Consider the following 18,189-nt stretch of genomic DNA (forward strand, 5'->3'; position numbering starts at 1 on the left):
AAGGCCGTCTGAAAAACCTTTCAGACGGCCTTTTCATACGTAGGTTGGGTCAAGACCCAACAAGCCTTAAAATCCTAACAGCCACGTAGGTCGGGCATCCCGCCCGACCCCCGCTTTTAAAACCACCGAAAGAAAGGCACACCCATGTCCCTCAACCCCGTCTACCTCTGGAACCCGCAAAACTTTCCCGATCCGCAGGCCATGCTGCCCGACGGCTTCGACACGGCGCACCGCATCGTCTCCGAATGGGCCGGCCAACCCCTGCCGCAAGGCGCGGACACAAGCGCGTTTGACAAACTGGCCGGATACATCGCCGAAGCCGCCCGCAGCGGCAAAGCCTCGGCCGGCTTCAAAGCCGCTTACGCCGATATAGGAACCCAAGTGGCCGAACAACTGAAAAGCCGCGCCGTACTCGAACTGTACGAACATTATCTGGAGCTGATGCCGATACTGACCTGCCGCAGCGAAAGCCTCGGCCTCGTGCTGTACGACGCCAACGGCTACCTGCTGCTGCCCGACGGCCGGGAATACCCCGACCAAGAAACCCAAGACGAAATCACGGCATACTGGCGGCAGCGCGAAGCCGAAGAACAAAAATGGCGGCAGGAAAACAGGGGCCTGCCGAAGAACATCAAAGACTTCTACAAATACTTCCGCCCCAAAGTAGACGAACTGATGGCGCGCCACGGCTTCGAATACGCGCCGCATTTGTTCAAAACAGGCGTCATGAAGGATGTTTGGCTGGATGTCAATTTGCTGATTTACGCCAAACCGACGGCAACCGGCCAGCAGACGATATACATCAGCTACAGCAATTATTACGGCGACGGCAAATACAGCGGTCTGAACTTAGAATGGTTTCTTTCCGACGAAACCGTGGAGCGCATCTACCTGCACGAACTGGACAATTTAAACCCTTATCAGAAAAAATATATTGGAAAACAATTAATTGGCGGTGGGGTGGATATGGAGTATTACCTCTCTAAAACATGGTACCACCCCGGTCCGTCGCTTTACCAAACAGAACCTGAGATAGAGGATCTGCTGGCCTATTGGGATCAGAAGCTGCGGGAAGTGGCGTGGATCGATACCTACGACGATGTGGAAGCCTATATTGCCGCCAATTTGGAAGAAATCGGCAGGCTGCACCTCCGTATCGTGATTTCCTACCTGCGCGGAGTAAAAGACCTCATCGCCGAAAAAGAAGAGTGGTTGCGGACTTATCAGATGGTCGGCAGGGAAGAGGAACTGCTGGAAAAATCGGTTTCCTATCTGATAAACAAACAGAAGGAAGAAAGTTAGACGCAGGGGCATCCGTTGCCCCTTTTTAAAACCACCGAAAGAAAGGCATACCCATGTCCCTCAGCCCCGTCTACCTCTGGAACCCGCAAAACTTTCCCGACCCGCAGGCCATGCTGCCCGACGGCTTCGACGCGGCACACCGCATCGTTTCCGAATGGGCCGACCAACCCCTGCCGCAAGGCGCGGACACAAGCGCGTTTGACAAACTGGCCGGATACATCGCCGAAGCCGCCCGCAGCGGCAAAGCCTCGCCCGACTTCAAAGCCGCTTACGCCGATATAGCCGCGTAGGTCGGGCATTCATGCCCGACGCGCTCCCGTTTGTGTTCCATTTGTCGGGCATAAATGCCCGACCTACCGCACCCCGCTTTCAGGCTGCCCTGATGCCGTCTGAAAAAGCCCAAAAGCCAGCCTGAAACCCCACCCCACCTTCCCCACAGGCAATCTCCCATGAAAAAAACCCTCCTCCCCCTCCTCCTCGCCCTATCCCTCCCCGCCCCCGCCGACCCCATCGACGACTTCGCCCAAGCCGAGCTTGAGCGGCAAAAAATCCCCGGCCTTGCCGTCGGCATCTACCGCAACGGTAACATCGTCAAACAACAAGGCTACGGGCTGGCGAATGTCGAACACCAAATCCCCGTATCCGCCGACACCGTGTTTCAGACGGCCTCCATCGGCAAAATGTTCGCCGCCGCCGCCGTGATGCTGCTCGTGGAAGACGGCAAAATCCGCCTCGACCAATCCGTGCGCACCTACCTGCCCGAAGCCCCCAAAAGCTGGCAACCCATCACCATTCGCCACCTGCTCAACCACACCGGCGGTATCGGCAACACCGAAACCGACTGGCAGCAAAACAGCAGCGAAAAACACATGCTGCGCCGCATCTACGCCGCCCCGCTGCAATTCAAACCCGGCAGCCGCTGGGCATACAGCAACAACGGCTACGCCCTACTCGGCGCCGTCATCACCCGCGTTTCCGGCAAACACTACGGCGAAATCCTGCAAGAGCGCGTGTTTGCCCCGCTGGGCATGACTTCCGCCCGCGTCATCAGCGAGCGCGACATCGTCCCCCACCGCGCCGCAGGCTACGAACTCGACGACGCCGACGGCAGCCTGAAAAACCAAGAATGGGTCGCCCCCTATCACAACCAAACCGCCGACGGCTCGCTCTACCTCTCGCTCAACGACTACCGCCGCTGGCTCGCCGCCGTAGAAGCCCGCCAAATCCTCAAGCCCGAATCCTGGCGCGAAATCTTCACCCCCGCCCGCCTCAACAACGGCGACACCTACCCCTACGGCTTCGGCTGGTCGCTCGTGCCCGCCCCCGACGGCAGCCCCATGAGCGGCCACCCCGGCGCATGGCAGGGTTTCAGCACCGAGCTGCGCCGCTACGAAGGCGACGGCACCGCCATCGTCGTCCTCACCAACCTTGCCGGCGTCGATACCGAAACCATCATCGAAGGCATCGCCGCGCGCACCAACCCGCGCTACCAAAAAACCCACACCCCCATCGCCGACCAGCATCCCGCCTTAACCCGCGACTTCGAACGCATCGTACTGCTTATCAAACAAGGCAAACCGCACCCCGCCGTGCCCAAAGGCCGTCTGAAAGACCTGCACGCCAAATTCGCCGACGCAGGCAAGTGCCAAGCCCAGCCCACCCGCCACCAAAACAACGGCGACATCCAAGAGCGCGACTACCGCGTTATCTGCGAGCGCCGCAGCTTTGAAGGCAATGCCGATTTTGTCAAAGGCAAAACCGTGCGGCTGTGGTTGGAAGAGACGGGGGACGACAAAGCGCAGGGGCAATAGGCAGCCTGAAAACATTTTTAGTTTCGCCCCAGCCTGCTGCACTGATTTTCAGGCTGCCTTCACACAGCGCGGCTTGATTCCCGCTGCCGACAGCTTGGCGCGCGGCGAGTATTACCGCTGGCTGTGCTTCGCCATCAATCTGGAATACGCCGTGTTTGACCGTCTGAACAACGCGCCAAACGATGAAGAACACCGAAAATCCATCGGCTACGGCGATTTTGACACCGCGTTTGGCGCATTGCGTGCGCATCTGGCGCAGCATGATTACATCGTCGGCGGGCAATTTTCCGCGCTGGACCTCTACTACACCATGCTGCTGGTGCAGTTCACCCGTGTGAAACCCGTGGAAGGCATTGCCTGCGACGTGTTTGATGCCTACATCGCACGGCACACCGCCCGCGCTGCATTTGGCGAAACCATGGCTTGGACGGGGGAAGAGATGGCGAAAATGGGGATCGCGCAGTAAAACAAGTAAAGCAAAGGCAGCCTGAAAAGCGGAATTTAGCTTTTCAGGCTGCCTTTTTGCTATGCCAACTGGCGATATTCAACCTTAAAAATCAACCATTTCAACTATAATCGCTGCACGAACAACCCAAACACAGCCTGAAAGGAACAACCTATGCCCGCCGTCCGTCTCTACCACCCGCTGAACACGCTCAAACCCTTTGGCGACAACATCTGGATTGCCGACGGCGGCGAAATCCGCATGGCGTTTCCGCTCGGCGTCAAAATCCCGTTCAGCACGCGCATGACCGTGGTGCGGCTCTCGGACGGCGGTTTGTGGTGCCACTCGCCCATCGCCCCCACGCCCGAGTTGTTCGCGCAAATCGACGCGTTGGGCGAAGTAAGGCATTTGGTCTCGCCCAACAAAATCCACTACGCCCACATTAGCGCATGGCAGGCGCGCTATCCGCAGGCACTGGTGTGGGCAAGTGCTGGCGTGCGCGAACGGGCGGCGGCGCAGGGCATCGCCATCGCGTTTGACGACGATTTGGGCGATACCGCACCAAGCGCATGGGCAGACGATTTGGCGCAGATGCCGTTTGCCGGCAGCCGCGTGATGACCGAAACCGTGTTTTTCCACCGCGCCAGCCGCACGCTGATTTTGACCGACCTGATTGAAAACTTTGAAACCGCGCGCTTTCCCAGGGGCTGTTGACATTCAGCTTGCGAGACGGTTTTTTGAGTAAAAAATGCCCGAATGCAAGGAAAAAAGCGCAGCAAGGTTAGACACCTTGCGAACATTTTTGACGCGGCAGGCGGGTATTTTTTGCCAAAAACACCGCCGCAAGGCTGATTGTCAGCAGCCCCTAACCGTTTTTGGGCGGGCGTGATGAAACTGGCGGGCATCGCCGACCCCGACGGCAAAACCCCCACCGATTGGCGCGCCACCTTCAGCGACAAAGCCGCCGCCCGCGCCTGTCTGGCGCAAATGCTGGCATGGCAGCCTGAAAAAATCATTCTGGCGCACGGGCGGTGTTACGGGCGCGATGTCGGCGCCGAATTGGAGCGGGCGTTTCGCTGGTTATGCTAGGCTGAAAGTGGCCGTCTGAAAGGGTTGAGGCCGTCTGAATCCATGTTCAGACGGCCTTGAGTTTTTTCAGGTTGCTTGGGGATGCTGCGGCAGCCTGAAAATCAGTTGTCCAGCAACACGCGCAGCATCCAGGCGTTTTTTTCGTGGGTCTGCATGCGGGTGGTTAGGAGGTCGGCGGTGGGTTCGTCGTTGGCTTCGTCGACGACGGGAAACAGCTCGCGGCAGGTGCGCACCACGGCTTCCTGCCCTTCGACCAGCTCGCGGATCATGGTTTTGGCGTCGTTGCGGCTGTTGCCTTCGGGTATCGAGGCGAGCTTGGAAAACTCGCCGTACGAGCCGGGCGCCAGTTCGCCCAAGGCTCGGATGCGCTCGGCCACTTCGTCCACCGCCAACGCCAGCTCGTTGTATTGCTGCTCGAACATAGCGTGCAGGCTGTGGAACATCGGCCCGCGCACGTTCCAGTGGTAGTTGTGGGTTTTCAGGTAAAGGGTGTAGGTGTCGGCCAGTACTTTGGACAGTCCGGCGGCAATGGCTTGGCGTTGCGAATCGGTCATGCCGATGTTGATGCTCATGGGGCTTTCCTTTCAGGTTAAGGATTAAAAAGGGTTTTTCGGGAATGTGAAACCCGTCGGCATCATACCACAAATGAGAATACCGATAAATTACATAACTTGACACCCTGTCGCCCAAACGGCCGCTTGCATCACGCGGGGAAAACACGAAATCATCCGAAAGGCCGTCTGAAAACTGTTTTTCAGACGGCCTGACCGCTTTCAGACGGCCTATAATCGCGCTTTCCCAAACCGTCCCGTCAAAGGAAAACCCCATGACCCCCTTGGCCAAAGGCGTTGCCCTGTGCCTGCTTTCGCAAATCCTGTTTGCCGTGCTTTACCTGTTCAGCCACTGGATGCGGCCGATAAGCGGCACCGGCGTGTTCGCGCTGCGGATGCCCGCGATGGCGGCGGGGCTGTGGCTGATGGCGCTTTACGCCGTCGGCGCGCGCGTGATGGCGTCTTTCGCCCTGCGCCTGTGGCGCGGCGGCTGGAAAACGCGACTGCTGTTTCTAATCGGAACCGTCGACGTCGGCAGCCAGTTTTGGCTGTTTATGTGGGCACCGGTCAACGGCGAGGGCGTGAACGTGGCGACGGGCTATTTCCTCTTTCCGCTGGTGATGGTGCTGGTCGGTCGGCTGTGGCGCAAGGAGCGGCTCGGCCGCCTGCAAACCGCCGCCCTCGCCTGCGCGGCCGCGGGTGTGGCGCACGAATTGTGGGAGGCGGGGTCGTTTTCGTGGGCGACACTGTGGGTGTGCGGCCTCTATCCCGTGTATTACGTCAGCCGCGTGGCGATGAAAACGCCCGCTTTGCAGGGGCTGACGCTGGATTTGACGCTGCTGACACCGTTTGCCCTGTGGCTGCTGGCGCCGGGAAACACGCCCGCGCTGGTGGCCGCCGAACCGCGCTATTGGCCGCCGAACTGCGCTACTGGCTGTTGGTGCCGCTCCTGGGGCTGTTCAGCGCACTGTCGATGTCGGCCAGCCTGAAAGCGGGGCAGCTTCTGCCCGTGAGCCTGTTCGGCATGTTGAGCTACGTCGAACCTGCCCTGCTCTTTCTCGCCGCCGTGCTGGTGCTGCACACGCCCGTGCCGCCCTCGTCCTACATCACCTACGGCCTGATTTGGGCGGGACTGCTCCTGCTGGCGGCACACGGCTGGAACAGTTTCAGACAGCCTCCCGTGCAGGCATAAGGCCGTCTGAAAGCCGATACGGCGGCAAAGGCAAACGAAAGGCCGTCTGAAACCCAGAAAACGGGCTTTCAGACGGCCTTTTGCCTCTCCAACCTGCCGACGGTCGGTTGCCGGGATGCAGCGAGGCGGACGGATTACCGATACGGATACAGCCAGTTTAAGCGTAGCGCGCTTACGGTTTAAAGGCCGTCTGAAACCGATTGGGGATTTTCAGACGGCCTCCGTGCCACCACAGGTTTAATCAGGGAATTTGTCGGGGTATTTGGGTTTCCAGTTGTCGACAATATTCATGACAAAATCACGATGCTCTGGGTGAAGTTCAATAAAACGCAGACAGGCTTCTTTGGCATAGCGGAAAAATTGGCGTTCGGTCAGATATACCCTATGGTCTTCATCATCATAACAAACAGCAAAACATACTAAGCCATTATGAAAATGCATCTCCCGATAAGGGCTTTCCCAATCTGGATAATATCCGTAACAACCTTCAATAGAAAAATCACCATATTGCTGCATTAGTTTCTGTATAGCTTGTAAAAAATATCCATCCAAATAGATACGATTAAGGTATTCTATAATGGTAATTTCTAAAAAACTGGGCATTTCATTAAACTCAATAAGTTTATAGTTTAATATATTTGTTTTTTTATAAGTAAGTTTATTCTGGATGAACATTTTCAATTACTCCTGTTTTTAATTTTGTTCTTGGATTAATCCCCATATACATTATGAATTTAATTCCATTAAACTCTACATTATGCATACAGCCTACTTTGTTCATTGCTTCTTCATACCCTTTCTCAGCCGCTTTCTTCGCCATCTCAAACATTTCCTTGTCCGAATACTTTGCAGGATCGTAAACGGTTTTGAGGCTTGATGTCTATTTATTCAGACAAAAATTTCCAAGAGTTCTCCACAACAAATAATTCTCTCTCTATTCCGATTCTCTTCATACTCTTTGTATACCTCATCAAGATATTCAAAAAAACTTAAATTAGTACACCTCACTTTTTCTATGTTTTCATTATAATGATATACTAAATTATTCATTTTTTTTGTTATTAAGAAATAGTATTGAGTTTCACCCTCTAAAGAAAAGCAAAATATTTTTCCTAAAAAATCAAATGCACCAATACCTTGTAATTCATCAAACAGTTTCGCCTGAAACATAATTTGCGTACGCACACTCCAATAGGATCGATATAAAATGATGGGATCGTCATTCAAACCCCCCCCTGAGCATCTTCCGGCTAACAGCATAAAATCTCTAAATTCTCCATTTATACTGACATTGTATAGCGCTTCAATCTTCTTAAGCTCATATTCAGTATAGCCAACTACATTACCCAGTTCAGATTGACGTTGTTTGATTAAGTTCATTACTCTGCTATTGTCCATTATGGATTCACTCCTGTTGTTCCATGATAAATAGTTATATCCATATCAGGGTTTTGCATACCCAATCTACTAATGGGAACACCTCCTTTTTCTCCTTGACATCGTTCGCAAACACCCGCACTACTTTTTGATGTATTTTGTGCAGAAATTTCTACTTTGGCGTTACTTCCGCCGTAAACAACTATAGGTTGGAAAACGATCTAACAAACCAGACTCCGGATCAACCTGAAAGTTAGGGCTAAAGCCAGCCTATGCTTAGCTTATTTAGACAAAGATTTCCAAGAGTTCGCCACGGCAGATAACATGCTCTTTTTTAGATTCTTCTTCATACATATGATCTAGATACTCGAAAAGAGTCAAGCACGTACATTCAACGCTTTCTTCATTTTCATCATAGCAATAAACTAAATTATCGTTATGTTCTGTAATCAGATAGTAATATCTACTCTCATTTTCCCAAGAAAAACAGAATGTTTTAGCACTTTTTCCTACATATTTATATGCTCTTGCATTTAGCAAGAAATCCAGAAGTTTTATTTGGAATAATATTTGCGTTCTAACATCCCATGCTGGCCTATATAGGATAATTGGGTCATCACCAACGACTCCTCCTGAGCAACGGCCAGCTAACAGCATAAATTCCCGAAATTGCCCTTGTATATTGATATTGTATAAAGATTCAATTTTTTTTAATTCATGAATACTGTAACCAATAACATAAGGATTATTATCTACCAGTTTTTGTAACGTGCTGATAAATTTGTAGCTACTCATTAAGGGTTCACTCCCGTTGATCCGTGGTAAAAAGTTATATCCATTTCTTGATTTAGCTTACCCAGTATACTGATGGGTGTCTCACCTTTTGCACCTCTGCAATATTCGCAAGCTCCCAGCTTATCGCGAGATGTATTTTGTACAGCAATCTCTACCTTAGCATTAGTACCACCATAGGTTTCATTAATGTGGCTAGCTAATTTTATTTCAGCATGATTGAAGTTTTCAGCAGATTTTTTACCATTTTCTGCTGTACCAAGCGAACCACTATCACGCCTAATAACTTCATATTCAACATTATTTATTGTTACTTCATCAGGAGAATTACCTTTCCAACTTGAGCCACTAACACCCAAATAATGCTTGGTTTCTCCATTAATAGTTACTCGCGCAGCAGCAATACTAATATCTCTAGTATTATTTGAAGCCACCCAAAAAGTTAATTCATGCCTTAAAGCATCCACATCAATAGATGTTCCTTTAACCTCAGAAAGCCCTTTAACACGAATATTAGGCACATTGGTTTCAAAATAGTCTCCATCGCGCGGATGCCCTCCATCATGGTTTCCCAATCCATTACCAGCGCCATTGCCACCGTTATTGCCACTCAAACCATCGTTATGGATGCCGCCCGCACCGCCGTAGTTTCCTGACGGATTGCCGCTGCTGCTGTTGCCGCCGTTGTGGCTGCCGTGTCCTGCCGACGGGCGGCTGCCGTAATGGCCGCCGTGGGTGTACGGGATACCGGGTCTGCGGTTCGGCAGTGCGGTGTGGCCGCCGGAGTGGCCGGGATGCAGGGAGGCGGACGGATTGCCGATGCGGATACAGACGGTTTAAGCGTAGCGCGCTTACGGTTTAAAGGCCGTCTGAAACCGATTGGGGATTTTCAGACGGCCTCTGTGATACGGAGTTTAATCAGGGAATTTGTCGGGGTATTTGGGTTTCCAGTTGTCGACAATATTCATGACAAAATCACGATGCTCTGGGTGAAGTTCGATAAAACGCAGACAGGCTTCTTTGGCATATCGGAAGAATTGGCGTTCGGTAATATCAACCCAATCCCCTTCATCATCACAGTTATCAATTCGTATCATACCCTCTTCAAAATGGTATTTTGAAGAAGGGTCATTCCAATCAGGATAATTAGCAGAAGTGTATTCATGTGCATAACTATCATAATTTTTCATAATATTCACAATAAGATCTAAAAAGTCACCAAAAAAATATGCATGATTAAAAAGTTGCGATGCAGCTTCTTCTTTAGGATCATTACTAATTCTATTTTTAGGAAATAGAAAATCAACTTTATCTTGTTCCCTCCCAAATGGCACATAACAATTATTTTTTTGTAGGAAAGACATGTTTTATTACTCCTGTATTTTGTTTAATGCCAAAATCATCTTTTATATAATCCATATAACCATAAAAGTCTATCCCATTAAACTCCGAAGAAAACTCCTGCTTATTCATCCGCATAGTTTCTTCATATTTTTTTAATGCAGCTTGTTTACCCATCTCTACCATTTGCTCATCGGAAATTTTAGCAGGATCATAAACTGTTTTTGGAATTTTAATATCTTTATATCCAACAACCTCCTTCTTATGATTGTAGATTGGAACCCTATAATAAATATGAGAAATACCATCTATATCCGATAATTCTTTTCTACTAATTAGATCTTCAACGGTCATTTTCCCATGGGGGTCGAGTGCCGCCAGTCTTTCCAGCTCTTTCATAAAGTTATCCTGATTGTGCCCGCCTTTGATACCGTTTCTATCGACACCATCCACATTGGCCAGATGGCGTTCCAAATCAGGGTTAAACCTAATATCGGGCGGCGGCGGGGGAGTGCCCTTGCCATCGCCACCCTTGCCGCCATTGCCTGCTCCGTCTCCGTTGAAACTACCGCCAGAACCATCGTTATGGATGCTGACTGTGCCGTTGTAGTTTCCTGACGGATTGCCGCCGTTGTGGCTGCCGTGTCCCGCCGACGGGCGGCTGCCGTAATGGCCGCCGTGGGTGTGCGGGATACCGGGTCTGCGGTTCGGCAGTGCGGTGTGGCCGCCGGAGTGGCCGGGATGCAGGGAGGCGGACGGATTGCCGTGCGGGTTGCCGCTGCTGTGTGGGTTACTGCCGTGCGGCTTGCTGTGGTTTTCGCCATGCGGGCTGCCGCGGTTCGGGTGCGGGTTGCCGCCGTGGGGCGACCCCGATCCGCCGTGCGGTATGTCGCCGTGCGGGCTTCTGCCTTTTCCGGCATGGGGAATTTTGCCTTTGCCGAAGCGGCCGGGCACAACATTGGCGGCTGTTTCGGTACCGGCAAGGGCAAGGGCGACATAGGCCTGTTTTTCGGCGTCGCTGCCTGCCCAGTTGTTCATGTCGTTTTTGACTTGCCCGATTTGATTGCCGATGCTCTGCGATACATCGTCGGGAACGACGGTATTCCATGCAGCTCCGAAGAGCGGATTGATGCCTGAGGCATCGCCGGCATAGTTGGCAATGTGGTTAAAGCCGCGCAGGGCTGCGGCCGTTTTGTTTGCCGTATTGCCTTTCCAGCTGAGGGCGGGATCAAACGGGCGGAAGATAAGGTCTATTTCCCTTGTTCCAGACTCTATCAGCTTCTGCCCCTGCTCCGATTCGTACCGTTCCAGCCGGTTTAATCCCTGACTGACTGCCTGTACATATTCGTCGGGATGTTTGCGTGTGAGGCTTGCGCCTTTCGCTACGGCAAGCGCTTCGGGCGGCATGCCGTAGCCCATTTTAATCAGGTCGTCATAAGAGAAGCCTAATTTGACACCGTCGATGTGATAGTCGCGGAGCAGTCTTTCCGCTTGGGCAACACCCCTTGCCGCTGCTGCCGCATCAGCCTCTGCGCGCATGCCATCGGGCAGGGCGTTTTCCGTCTGCTCCCGCCGTTTCTCCGCGCCTAGCCCCGGCTCGACCGAGGGCTGGCAGGCGCCGGCAAAACAGGGGGCTTTTTCGGGCTCGACCAGGCGGCTGCGGCTGGCTGTACCGCTGACGGAGTAGCTGTAAACATCGCGCGCGCCTGTGGGGGCGGGATAGCCGCCGCCCGCTGCACCGTCGTAGCCATCGGCAGGATGCACCATTGAGCCGCTGATGCTGTACACATAGTTGGCTGCGCCGTAGCCGTCGGCCGCAGCCGCTCCTTTATTCCCGCCGTTGCGCACCGCGCTATGGTCAAACGGGGAGTGATCCTGCCAGGGATGGCTGCGGAAGCGGGTTTCGTAGCCGTAGTGGCCGCCGAAGCTGACATACTCGGTCTCGATATTCCCCGCCCGCATGGAAGATGAGGCAATAATGCCGAGATTGCCGTGGCGCTCTCTCACGTTGCCGCGTGCGCCGCCGAACAGGTGGTTTTTTCCGCCCGGTTCGTAGCTTTTTTTATCGACGAGTTTGAGTATGGCGGGATCGGTTGCCAACGGCTGTGCCGTTGCCTGCGCGGCTGCGCCGAACAGGGCGGAGGCTGCAAGCAGGATGGCGGCCAGTTTTTGTTTAAGGGCGGTTTTCATCATTTGTCTCCCGTTTGCGCAGGGTGGCATTGTCGGCTGCGCCTGTGCCTTCGGCCGCGTCTTCTGCTTTCGCATTCTGCGGATAGGACGGGGGGGTGCCGTTTTCGTACTTGCCGTAGGGGGTGATGTCGGAGAAGCCGACCATCAGGCCGTCTGAAGCTTTGACGTTTTTCTTCACGCTGTACGGCCCCATCCACAGGGTGTATTTCTCCTGATAGGCGGCTTCGTAGGCGGAAGTTTTCGGGGGAATGACGATGCGGCCGGTTTTTCTGTCGACGGCAAAATATTCGAGCTTGGTTTGCGCGCGCAGGGTTTCGGCGTTGTAGAGGTGCAGTTCGGTGCGGCTGCGGATGGTGCCGAATACGTCGACATTGACGAATACGTCGGTGTCTGCCGCTTCGGCGGGGACGATATCGAGGCCGCGCAGGAAAAAGACGGTCTGCACGAGGCCGCTGAGGTAGGCGGCATCGCGCGGGTTGGTGGTGAGGGTTTCGTTGCGGTAGCCGCCCAAGCCGTTGATGCCGAGGCCGAGGTTGCCGCTGCTGCCGGCGCCGCGCGAGCGGGTGAGGCTGTGTGCGGGGGCGTTGAGCACGGAAAGGGAACGGGTGGTGCTGTCAAGGCCGCTTGCCGAAGTGTCGGCGCGGGTTTGGTAGCTCGGATAGGTGTGGTCGGTGCGGGTGTCGGGGCTGTTGGCGTATTCGCCGCGTATCAGGGCGTCGATGGAATATCTGCCGCCGGTCATGCTGCCCGAGCCCTGGTCACCCATGGCGGAGATGTGGACGGCCGTCCTGCGTCCCTGCAATGCGGCGAGATCCATTTCTTTTACCGCCGCACGGGCGGAGGCGGCGACCAGCTCTTGTTCGACGGCAAAGCGTTTGCCGCCGCCGTGGGCGGGAATGCCGGTGAGTGTGCCGCAGGCGGAGAGCAGCAGGGAAGCTGCGGCGGAAAGCAAAAGTTTGCAGTGCATTTTTTATCCTTTACAAATAAATCTGTTGTGTAATTCTTTAGGCAGAAACGTATCGTTTTTAGTAAAGATTCGGATTCTATTTATTCCGTATGGGTTTGTAAACGGAATAATTAAAGGCCGTCTGAAACCCCGAAAACGGGCTTTCAGACGGCCTTTTGCCTTTATGCCGCGCCGCAGAAGGGCTAAAATGCGCACTTTTTGCAACTTACGCACGAGAGCCCGCCGCCATGAGCAAAACCGTCCATTATCTGAAAGACTACCAAGCCCCCGCCCATTCCGTTTCGCAAACCGATTTAACCTTCGACATCGGCGACGATTACACCGAAATCACCGCCCGCCTGTCCGTGCACACCGAACGCGCGGGTTCGCCGCTGGTGCTCGACGGCTCGGCCGAACTCGTTTCCTTCAAAATCAACGGCGCGGATGCCGCCTATGTTCTCGAAAACGAAAAGCTAACCGTCACCGCGCCGCCTGCGGGCAGCTTCACCGTGGAAACCGTTACCCGCGTGCGGCCGTCTGAAAACAAAACGTTGATGGGTCTGTATGAAAGCGGCGGCAATCTTTACACACAATGCGAGCCCGAGGGCTTCCGCAAAATCACGTTTTACCCCGACCGTCCCGACGTGATGGCGGCGTTTACCACCACCATTGCCGCCGATAAAAAACGCTATCCCGTGCTACTGTCCAACGGCAACAAAACCGACGGCGGCGAGCTTGCAGACGGCCGCCATTGGGCAAAATGGCAAGACCCGTTTAAAAAACCGAGCTATCTTTTCGCTTTGGTTGCGGGCGACTTGGTCTGCACGGCCGACCGTTTCGTTACCCGCAGCGGCCGCGAAGTGGCGATTGAGTTTTTCACCCGCAAGGAAGACGCAGGCAAGGTGGGCTTCGGCATCGAGTCACTGAAACACGCGATGAAGTGGGACGAAACGCGCTTCGGCCTCGAATACGATTTGGACATCTACATGGTTGTAGCCGTGGGCGACTTCAACATGGGTGCGATGGAAAACAAGGGCTTGAACATTTTTAATACGTCCTGCGTTTTGGCCGACAGCCGCACCGCCACCGATGCCGACTTTGAGCGCGTCGAAGCCGTGATTGCCCACGAGTATTTCCACAACTGGACGGGCAACCGCGTAACCTGCCGCGACTGGTTCCAGCTCTCGCTGAAAGAGGGGCTGACGGTGTTCCGCGACCAAGAGTTTTCCGCCGACCGTGCAAGCCGCGCCGTGCGCCGCATCGAAAACATTTCCCGCCTGCGGACGTTCCAGTTTCCCGAAGACGCGGGGCCGATGGCGCATCCGGTGCGCCCCGCCAGCTATGAGGACATGAACAATTTCTACACTATGACCGTGTATGAAAAAGGCGCGGAAGTGGTGCGCATGTATCACACCTTCCTCGGCGAAGAAGGCTTCCAAAAAGGCATGAAGCTCTATTTCCGACGCCACGACGGCCAAGCCGTTACCTGCGACGATTTCCGCGCCGCAATGGCCGATGCCAACGGCTTCGATTTCGAGCAGTTCGCCCTCTGGTACAGCCAGGCAGGCACGCCGACGCTCGATATCACAGGCCGTCTGAAAGACGGAAACTTCGTGCTCACGGTCAAACAAACCGTGCCGCCCACGCCCGACATGACCGACAAACAGCCCATGCAGATGCCGCTCAAAGTCGGCCTGCTCGACAGCACGGGCAAGTCCCTGACCTTCACATACGGCGGCAAAACCCTGACCGAGGCCGTCTTAACCGTCAGCCGCGCAGAAGAAGAATTCGTCCTCGGCGGCGTGGATACCGCAGCCGTGCCCTCGCTCGTGCGCGGCCTCTCCGCCCCCGTCCACCTGCGCTACCCCTACACCGATGCCGACCTCGGCCTGCTGCTCTCTTTCGACCCCGACCCCTTCGCCCGCTGGGAAGCCGGACAAACCCTGTTCCGCCGCGCCGTGGCCGCCAACATCGACGCCCTCGCCGAAAACCGAGAGCTGCCCGCGCACACCGCCCTGCTCGAAGCCGTCGGCCGCGTACTCGCCGCCGACATCGACCCCGCCTTCCGCACCATCCTGCTGGCCGTACCCGCCGAAGCCGAGCTGTGGGCGGACATGGAAAACATCGATCCCCTGCGCGTCCACCACGCCCGCGAAGCCCTGCTCGACCTGATTGCCACCGCCTTCCAAAACGAGTTCGCCGCCCTCAACCAAAAAGCCCGCGCGCAGGAAGAACAGTTCCCCAACCCCTACGAATACGCGCCCGAACCCGCAGGCTGGCGCGCCCTGCGCAACGTCTGCCGCGCCTTTATCCTGCGCGCCGACCCCGCGCATATCGAACAGGTGGCGCAAAACTATCCCGAAATGGCGAAAAACATGACCCACGAATGGGGCATTCTCAGTGCCGCCAACCACAACCCCAGCCCCCTGCGCGACACCCTGCTCGACAACTTCGCCGCCAAGTTCGCCGACCAGCCGCTGGCGATGGACAAATACTTCTCGCTGATCGCCGCCTCCCGCCGCGCCGACACCCCCGCGCAGATTCAGACGGCCTTGCGCCACCCCGGCTTCAACGCGCAAAACCCCAACAAAGTGCGCGCCCTTATCGGCGGTTTTGCCCGCAACATCCCGCACTTCCACGCCGCCGACGGCTCGGGCTACCGCTTTTTGGCCGACAAAATCATCGAAGCCGACCGCTTCAACCCCTCGCTGGCCGCCGGCCTCACCCGCGCCTTCAACATCTGCCGCCGCCTCGAACCCGCCCGCCAAGCCCTGATGCGCGGCGAACTCGAACGCATCGCCGCCGTGGCAAACCTGTCGTCGGAAACCGGCGAAATCGTCGGCAAAATCCGTTTGAGTTTGGACAAATAGCTTGGACAAATAAGGCACAGAGGCTTTGCCGTGCCGAAAGGCCGTCTGAAAACAAAAAAGCAGCCCGTAAAGGCTGCTTTCTCTGTGGCGCGTTACTCAGTGATCCGACGCTTCCGCCGCGCCGATGCCTGTCATCGAGCGCACGTATTGGGCGTCGAAACCGGCTTTGTCCTGCGCGGCCTGCTCGGATTTGTCGAGCACGGAAACTATCCACGACACGACAAAGGCCAGCGGGATGGTAAACAGCGCGGGGTTGCCGTAAGGGAAGATGGCGCTTTCGTTGTGCAGCACGCTCACCCACACGGTGGGGCCGAGCACGATGAGCACCAGCGCGCCGATGAGTCCCGCAAAGCCGCCGGCCACCGCGCCGCGCGTGGTCAGCCCTTTCCAGAACATGCTCAGCATCAGCACGGGGAAGTTGGCGGATGCGGCAACGGCAAAGGCCAAGCCCACCATAAAGGCGACGTTTTGGTTTTCAAAGGCAATGCCGAAGATGATGGCGAGCACGCCCAAGCCCAAAGTGGCGGCGCGGGAAACGCGCATTTCTTCTTTCGGCAGAGCTTTGCCTTTGCGGATTACCGAAGAGTAAATATCGTGGCTCACCGCCGATGCACCCGACAGGGTCAGCCCGGCCACCACCGCCAAAATGGTGGCGAAGGCCACGGCGGAAATAAAGCCCAACAGCAGGTTGCCGCCGACGGCTGCCGACAAATGCACCGCCGCCATATTGGTGCCGCCGATCATTTCGTACACAGTTTTGCCGTCTTTCACCACCGCTTTGAAAAACTCGGGATTATTGGTCAGGAAAATAATCGCGCCAAAGCCGATGATAAAGGTGAGCAGGTAGAAATAGCCGATAAAGCCGGTGGCAACGACTACCGATTTGCGCGCTTCGCGGGCATCGGGCACGGTGAAAAAGCGCATCAGGATATGCGGCAGGCCGGCGGTACCGAACATCAGCGCCAAGCCGAGCGAGAGCGCGTCGATCGGGTTTTTCACCAAGCCGCCCGGCGCCAAAATGCCTTCGCCACGGCTGTGGGTGTCCACCGCTTTTTGGAACATCGCCTCCATGCTGAAACCGCTGGCATACAGCACCATAAACGACATAAACGTCGCGCCGCCCAGCAGCAAAACCGCTTTAATCATCTGCACCCAAGTCGTCGCCAGCATACCGCCGAACAGCACATAGGCTACCATCAGCGCGCCGACAATCAGCACCGCAGACAAATAATTCATGCCGAACAAAAGCTGGATCAGCTTGCCCGCGCCCACCACCTGCGCGATGAGATACAGCATCACCACCAGAAGCGAACCCGAAGCGGCAAACAGGCGCACCGGCGTTTGTTTCAGGCGGTAGGCCGCCACATCGGCAAAGGTAAACTGCCCCAAGTTACGCAGCCGCTCCGCCACCAAAAACAGCACCAGCGGCCAGCCCACCAGAAAGCCGGTGGAATAAATCAGGCCGTCGTAACCGGTGGTGAACACCATCGCCGAAATGCCGAGAAACGACGCGGCCGACATATAGTCACCCGCAATCGCCAGCCCGTTTTGAAAGCCGGTGATGCCGCCGCCGGCGGTGTAAAAGTCTTCGGTGGAACGGTTTTGCTTAGCCGCCCATTTGGTAATCCACAGCGTCGCGCCCACGAAGATGAAGAACATAATCACAGCCGTCCAGTTGGTCGCCTGCTTCTCCACCTCGCCCGAGAACGCCTCAGCCCACAGGACACCCGAAGACAAAGCCGCCAGAGCGGCAAACAGAAATTTATTTTTCCCCATCATTTTTCTCCCTCCTGCGTTTCGCGTACCGCTTTTTGCGTCATTTCTTCAAATTTGCCGTTGGCCAGCCAGACATAGATCAGCGTAATCACAAACGAAAACACAATCACCAGCATCCCGATCCAGATGCCCCAAGTGGTTACCCCGTTGGGATTCACCTTAGCCGCCAGTACCTGCGGCGCCGTGCCGATTGTCCAGATAAAAGCCACATACACGGCGAAAATAGCGGCGGAAAAGCCCCAGCCCAGCCATGCTTTCTGTTTGGCCATCGAACGGAAGGCCGGATGCGCCAGCACCTTGGCCGCCCGCTCTTTTTCCGCGGCATGGTTTCGAGTTTGCGCTTTACTCATCGGTTTGCTCCTCTTTGAATATCAGTTTTCGGGTTTTTGCCGGAAGAGGCCGTCTGAAAGCCCCGTGTCCCGACATGCGCGGTTTATAAACAAGCCCGCCCGCCGCAGGCTAATTTTTTTTTCTGATGCCCTGCATCCGCTGCACAAATACCTTCCA

Annotated in this window: 20 protein-coding genes; 9 read left to right on the forward strand and 11 right to left on the reverse strand. The window is 55.2% G+C overall.

What is annotated here, in order from left to right:
• Positions 1 to 144 precede the first annotated feature (144 nt).
• The 6 genes from CGZ77_RS12395 to CGZ77_RS01850 all read left to right on the forward strand — a co-directional run bounded on the left by CGZ77_RS12395 (position 145) and on the right by CGZ77_RS01850 (position 4,647).
• Positions 145 to 1,302: a hypothetical protein gene (locus CGZ77_RS12395; RefSeq protein WP_232504844.1), complete on the forward strand. Its 1,158-nt coding sequence runs from the start codon at positions 145 to 147 to the stop codon at positions 1,300 to 1,302.
• 53 nt (positions 1,303 to 1,355) lie between these two features.
• Positions 1,356 to 1,592 (forward strand): hypothetical protein, encoded by a 237-nt coding sequence (locus CGZ77_RS01830; RefSeq protein ID WP_009427534.1) that lies wholly within the window; start codon positions 1,356 to 1,358, stop codon positions 1,590 to 1,592.
• A gap of 159 nt (positions 1,593 to 1,751) precedes the next feature.
• On the forward strand, positions 1,752 to 3,113 hold the full coding sequence (locus CGZ77_RS01835; RefSeq protein WP_094030859.1) for a serine hydrolase: 1,362 nt from the start codon (positions 1,752 to 1,754) through the stop codon (positions 3,111 to 3,113).
• A 73-nt stretch (positions 3,114 to 3,186) separates the two neighbouring features.
• Positions 3,187 to 3,579, forward strand: a complete 393-nt coding sequence (locus CGZ77_RS01840) for a glutathione S-transferase C-terminal domain-containing protein (RefSeq protein ID WP_232504845.1) — start codon at positions 3,187 to 3,189, stop codon at positions 3,577 to 3,579.
• A 153-nt stretch (positions 3,580 to 3,732) separates the two neighbouring features.
• Entirely contained in the window at positions 3,733 to 4,272 is a 540-nt protein-coding gene (locus CGZ77_RS01845; RefSeq protein ID WP_232504846.1) for a DUF4336 domain-containing protein, read from the forward strand.
• Positions 4,273 to 4,410: 138 nt separating this feature from the next.
• Positions 4,411 to 4,647 carry a hypothetical protein gene (locus tag CGZ77_RS01850; RefSeq protein WP_232504847.1) on the forward strand — a complete coding sequence of 79 codons (237 nt, stop codon included), beginning with the start codon at positions 4,411 to 4,413 and terminating at the stop codon, positions 4,645 to 4,647.
• Positions 4,648 to 4,748: 101 nt separating this feature from the next.
• Here the strand turns inward: CGZ77_RS01850 and CGZ77_RS01855 are convergent, their stop codons facing one another.
• Entirely contained in the window at positions 4,749 to 5,219 is a 471-nt protein-coding gene (locus CGZ77_RS01855; protein ID WP_094030860.1) for a Dps family protein, read from the reverse strand.
• Positions 5,220 to 5,473: 254 nt separating this feature from the next.
• Between CGZ77_RS01855 and CGZ77_RS01860 the strand changes: the two genes are divergently transcribed.
• The gene (locus CGZ77_RS01860) at positions 5,474 to 6,187 is read left to right on the forward strand and encodes an EamA family transporter RarD (RefSeq protein ID WP_369830581.1); all 714 of its coding nucleotides are present in this window, start codon (positions 5,474 to 5,476) and stop codon (positions 6,185 to 6,187) included.
• Entirely contained in the window at positions 6,172 to 6,390 is a 219-nt protein-coding gene (locus CGZ77_RS12725) for a hypothetical protein (protein WP_009427430.1), read from the forward strand. The genes CGZ77_RS01860 and CGZ77_RS12725 overlap by 16 nt, the downstream gene beginning before the upstream one ends.
• Positions 6,391 to 6,627: 237 nt before the next feature.
• Here the strand turns inward: CGZ77_RS12725 and cdiI (CGZ77_RS01865) are convergent, their stop codons facing one another.
• From cdiI (CGZ77_RS01865) to CGZ77_RS01890, 8 genes are all read right to left on the reverse strand, one after another.
• Positions 6,628 to 7,065, reverse strand: a complete 438-nt coding sequence (gene cdiI, locus CGZ77_RS01865; protein ID WP_094030861.1) for a ribonuclease toxin immunity protein CdiI — start codon at positions 7,063 to 7,065, stop codon at positions 6,628 to 6,630.
• Positions 7,049 to 7,210, reverse strand: coding sequence for a hypothetical protein (locus CGZ77_RS11915; RefSeq protein ID WP_157697484.1), 162 nt, complete (start codon positions 7,208 to 7,210; stop codon positions 7,049 to 7,051). The genes cdiI (CGZ77_RS01865) and CGZ77_RS11915 overlap by 17 nt, the downstream gene beginning before the upstream one ends.
• 68 nt (positions 7,211 to 7,278) lie before the next feature.
• The gene (locus CGZ77_RS01870) at positions 7,279 to 7,770 is read right to left on the reverse strand and encodes a hypothetical protein (RefSeq protein WP_232504848.1); all 492 of its coding nucleotides are present in this window, start codon (positions 7,768 to 7,770) and stop codon (positions 7,279 to 7,281) included.
• Between the two features lie 282 nt (positions 7,771 to 8,052).
• A complete protein-coding gene (locus CGZ77_RS01875; RefSeq protein ID WP_009427435.1) occupies positions 8,053 to 8,562 on the reverse strand; it encodes a hypothetical protein in 510 nt (169 codons plus the stop codon).
• Positions 8,562 to 9,134 carry a hypothetical protein gene (locus tag CGZ77_RS11920; protein WP_157697485.1) on the reverse strand — a complete coding sequence of 191 codons (573 nt, stop codon included), beginning with the start codon at positions 9,132 to 9,134 and terminating at the stop codon, positions 8,562 to 8,564. Before CGZ77_RS11920 ends, CGZ77_RS01875 begins: the two co-directional genes overlap by 1 nt.
• Positions 9,135 to 9,473: 339 nt before the next feature.
• Positions 9,474 to 9,923, reverse strand: coding sequence for a ribonuclease toxin immunity protein CdiI (gene cdiI / locus CGZ77_RS11925; protein WP_157697487.1), 450 nt, complete (start codon positions 9,921 to 9,923; stop codon positions 9,474 to 9,476).
• Positions 9,901 to 12,093 (reverse strand): MafB family polymorphic toxin, encoded by a 2,193-nt coding sequence (locus CGZ77_RS01885; RefSeq protein WP_198344878.1) that lies wholly within the window; start codon positions 12,091 to 12,093, stop codon positions 9,901 to 9,903. The genes cdiI (CGZ77_RS11925) and CGZ77_RS01885 overlap by 23 nt, the downstream gene beginning before the upstream one ends.
• On the reverse strand, positions 12,074 to 13,057 hold the full coding sequence (locus tag CGZ77_RS01890; RefSeq protein ID WP_094030865.1) for an adhesin: 984 nt from the start codon (positions 13,055 to 13,057) through the stop codon (positions 12,074 to 12,076). The genes CGZ77_RS01885 and CGZ77_RS01890 overlap by 20 nt, the downstream gene beginning before the upstream one ends.
• A gap of 227 nt (positions 13,058 to 13,284) precedes the next feature.
• On the opposite strand from CGZ77_RS01890, the gene pepN reads away from it, so the two are divergent.
• Entirely contained in the window at positions 13,285 to 15,906 is a 2,622-nt protein-coding gene (pepN, locus tag CGZ77_RS01895) for an aminopeptidase N (protein ID WP_009427440.1), read from the forward strand.
• A gap of 96 nt (positions 15,907 to 16,002) precedes the next feature.
• On the opposite strand, the gene CGZ77_RS01900 is transcribed toward pepN, so the two are convergent.
• Together CGZ77_RS01900 and CGZ77_RS01905 are read right to left on the reverse strand one after the other, a co-directional pair.
• The gene (locus CGZ77_RS01900) at positions 16,003 to 17,685 is read right to left on the reverse strand and encodes a cation acetate symporter (protein WP_009427441.1); all 1,683 of its coding nucleotides are present in this window, start codon (positions 17,683 to 17,685) and stop codon (positions 16,003 to 16,005) included.
• The gene (locus CGZ77_RS01905) at positions 17,682 to 18,032 is read right to left on the reverse strand and encodes a DUF485 domain-containing protein (RefSeq protein WP_009427442.1); all 351 of its coding nucleotides are present in this window, start codon (positions 18,030 to 18,032) and stop codon (positions 17,682 to 17,684) included. Before CGZ77_RS01905 ends, CGZ77_RS01900 begins: the two co-directional genes overlap by 4 nt.
• Between the last annotated feature and the right edge of the window lie 157 nt (positions 18,033 to 18,189).

Source organism: Neisseria sp. KEM232 (assembly GCF_002237445.1).
In the GTDB taxonomy this organism is placed as follows: domain Bacteria; phylum Pseudomonadota; class Gammaproteobacteria; order Burkholderiales; family Neisseriaceae; genus Neisseria.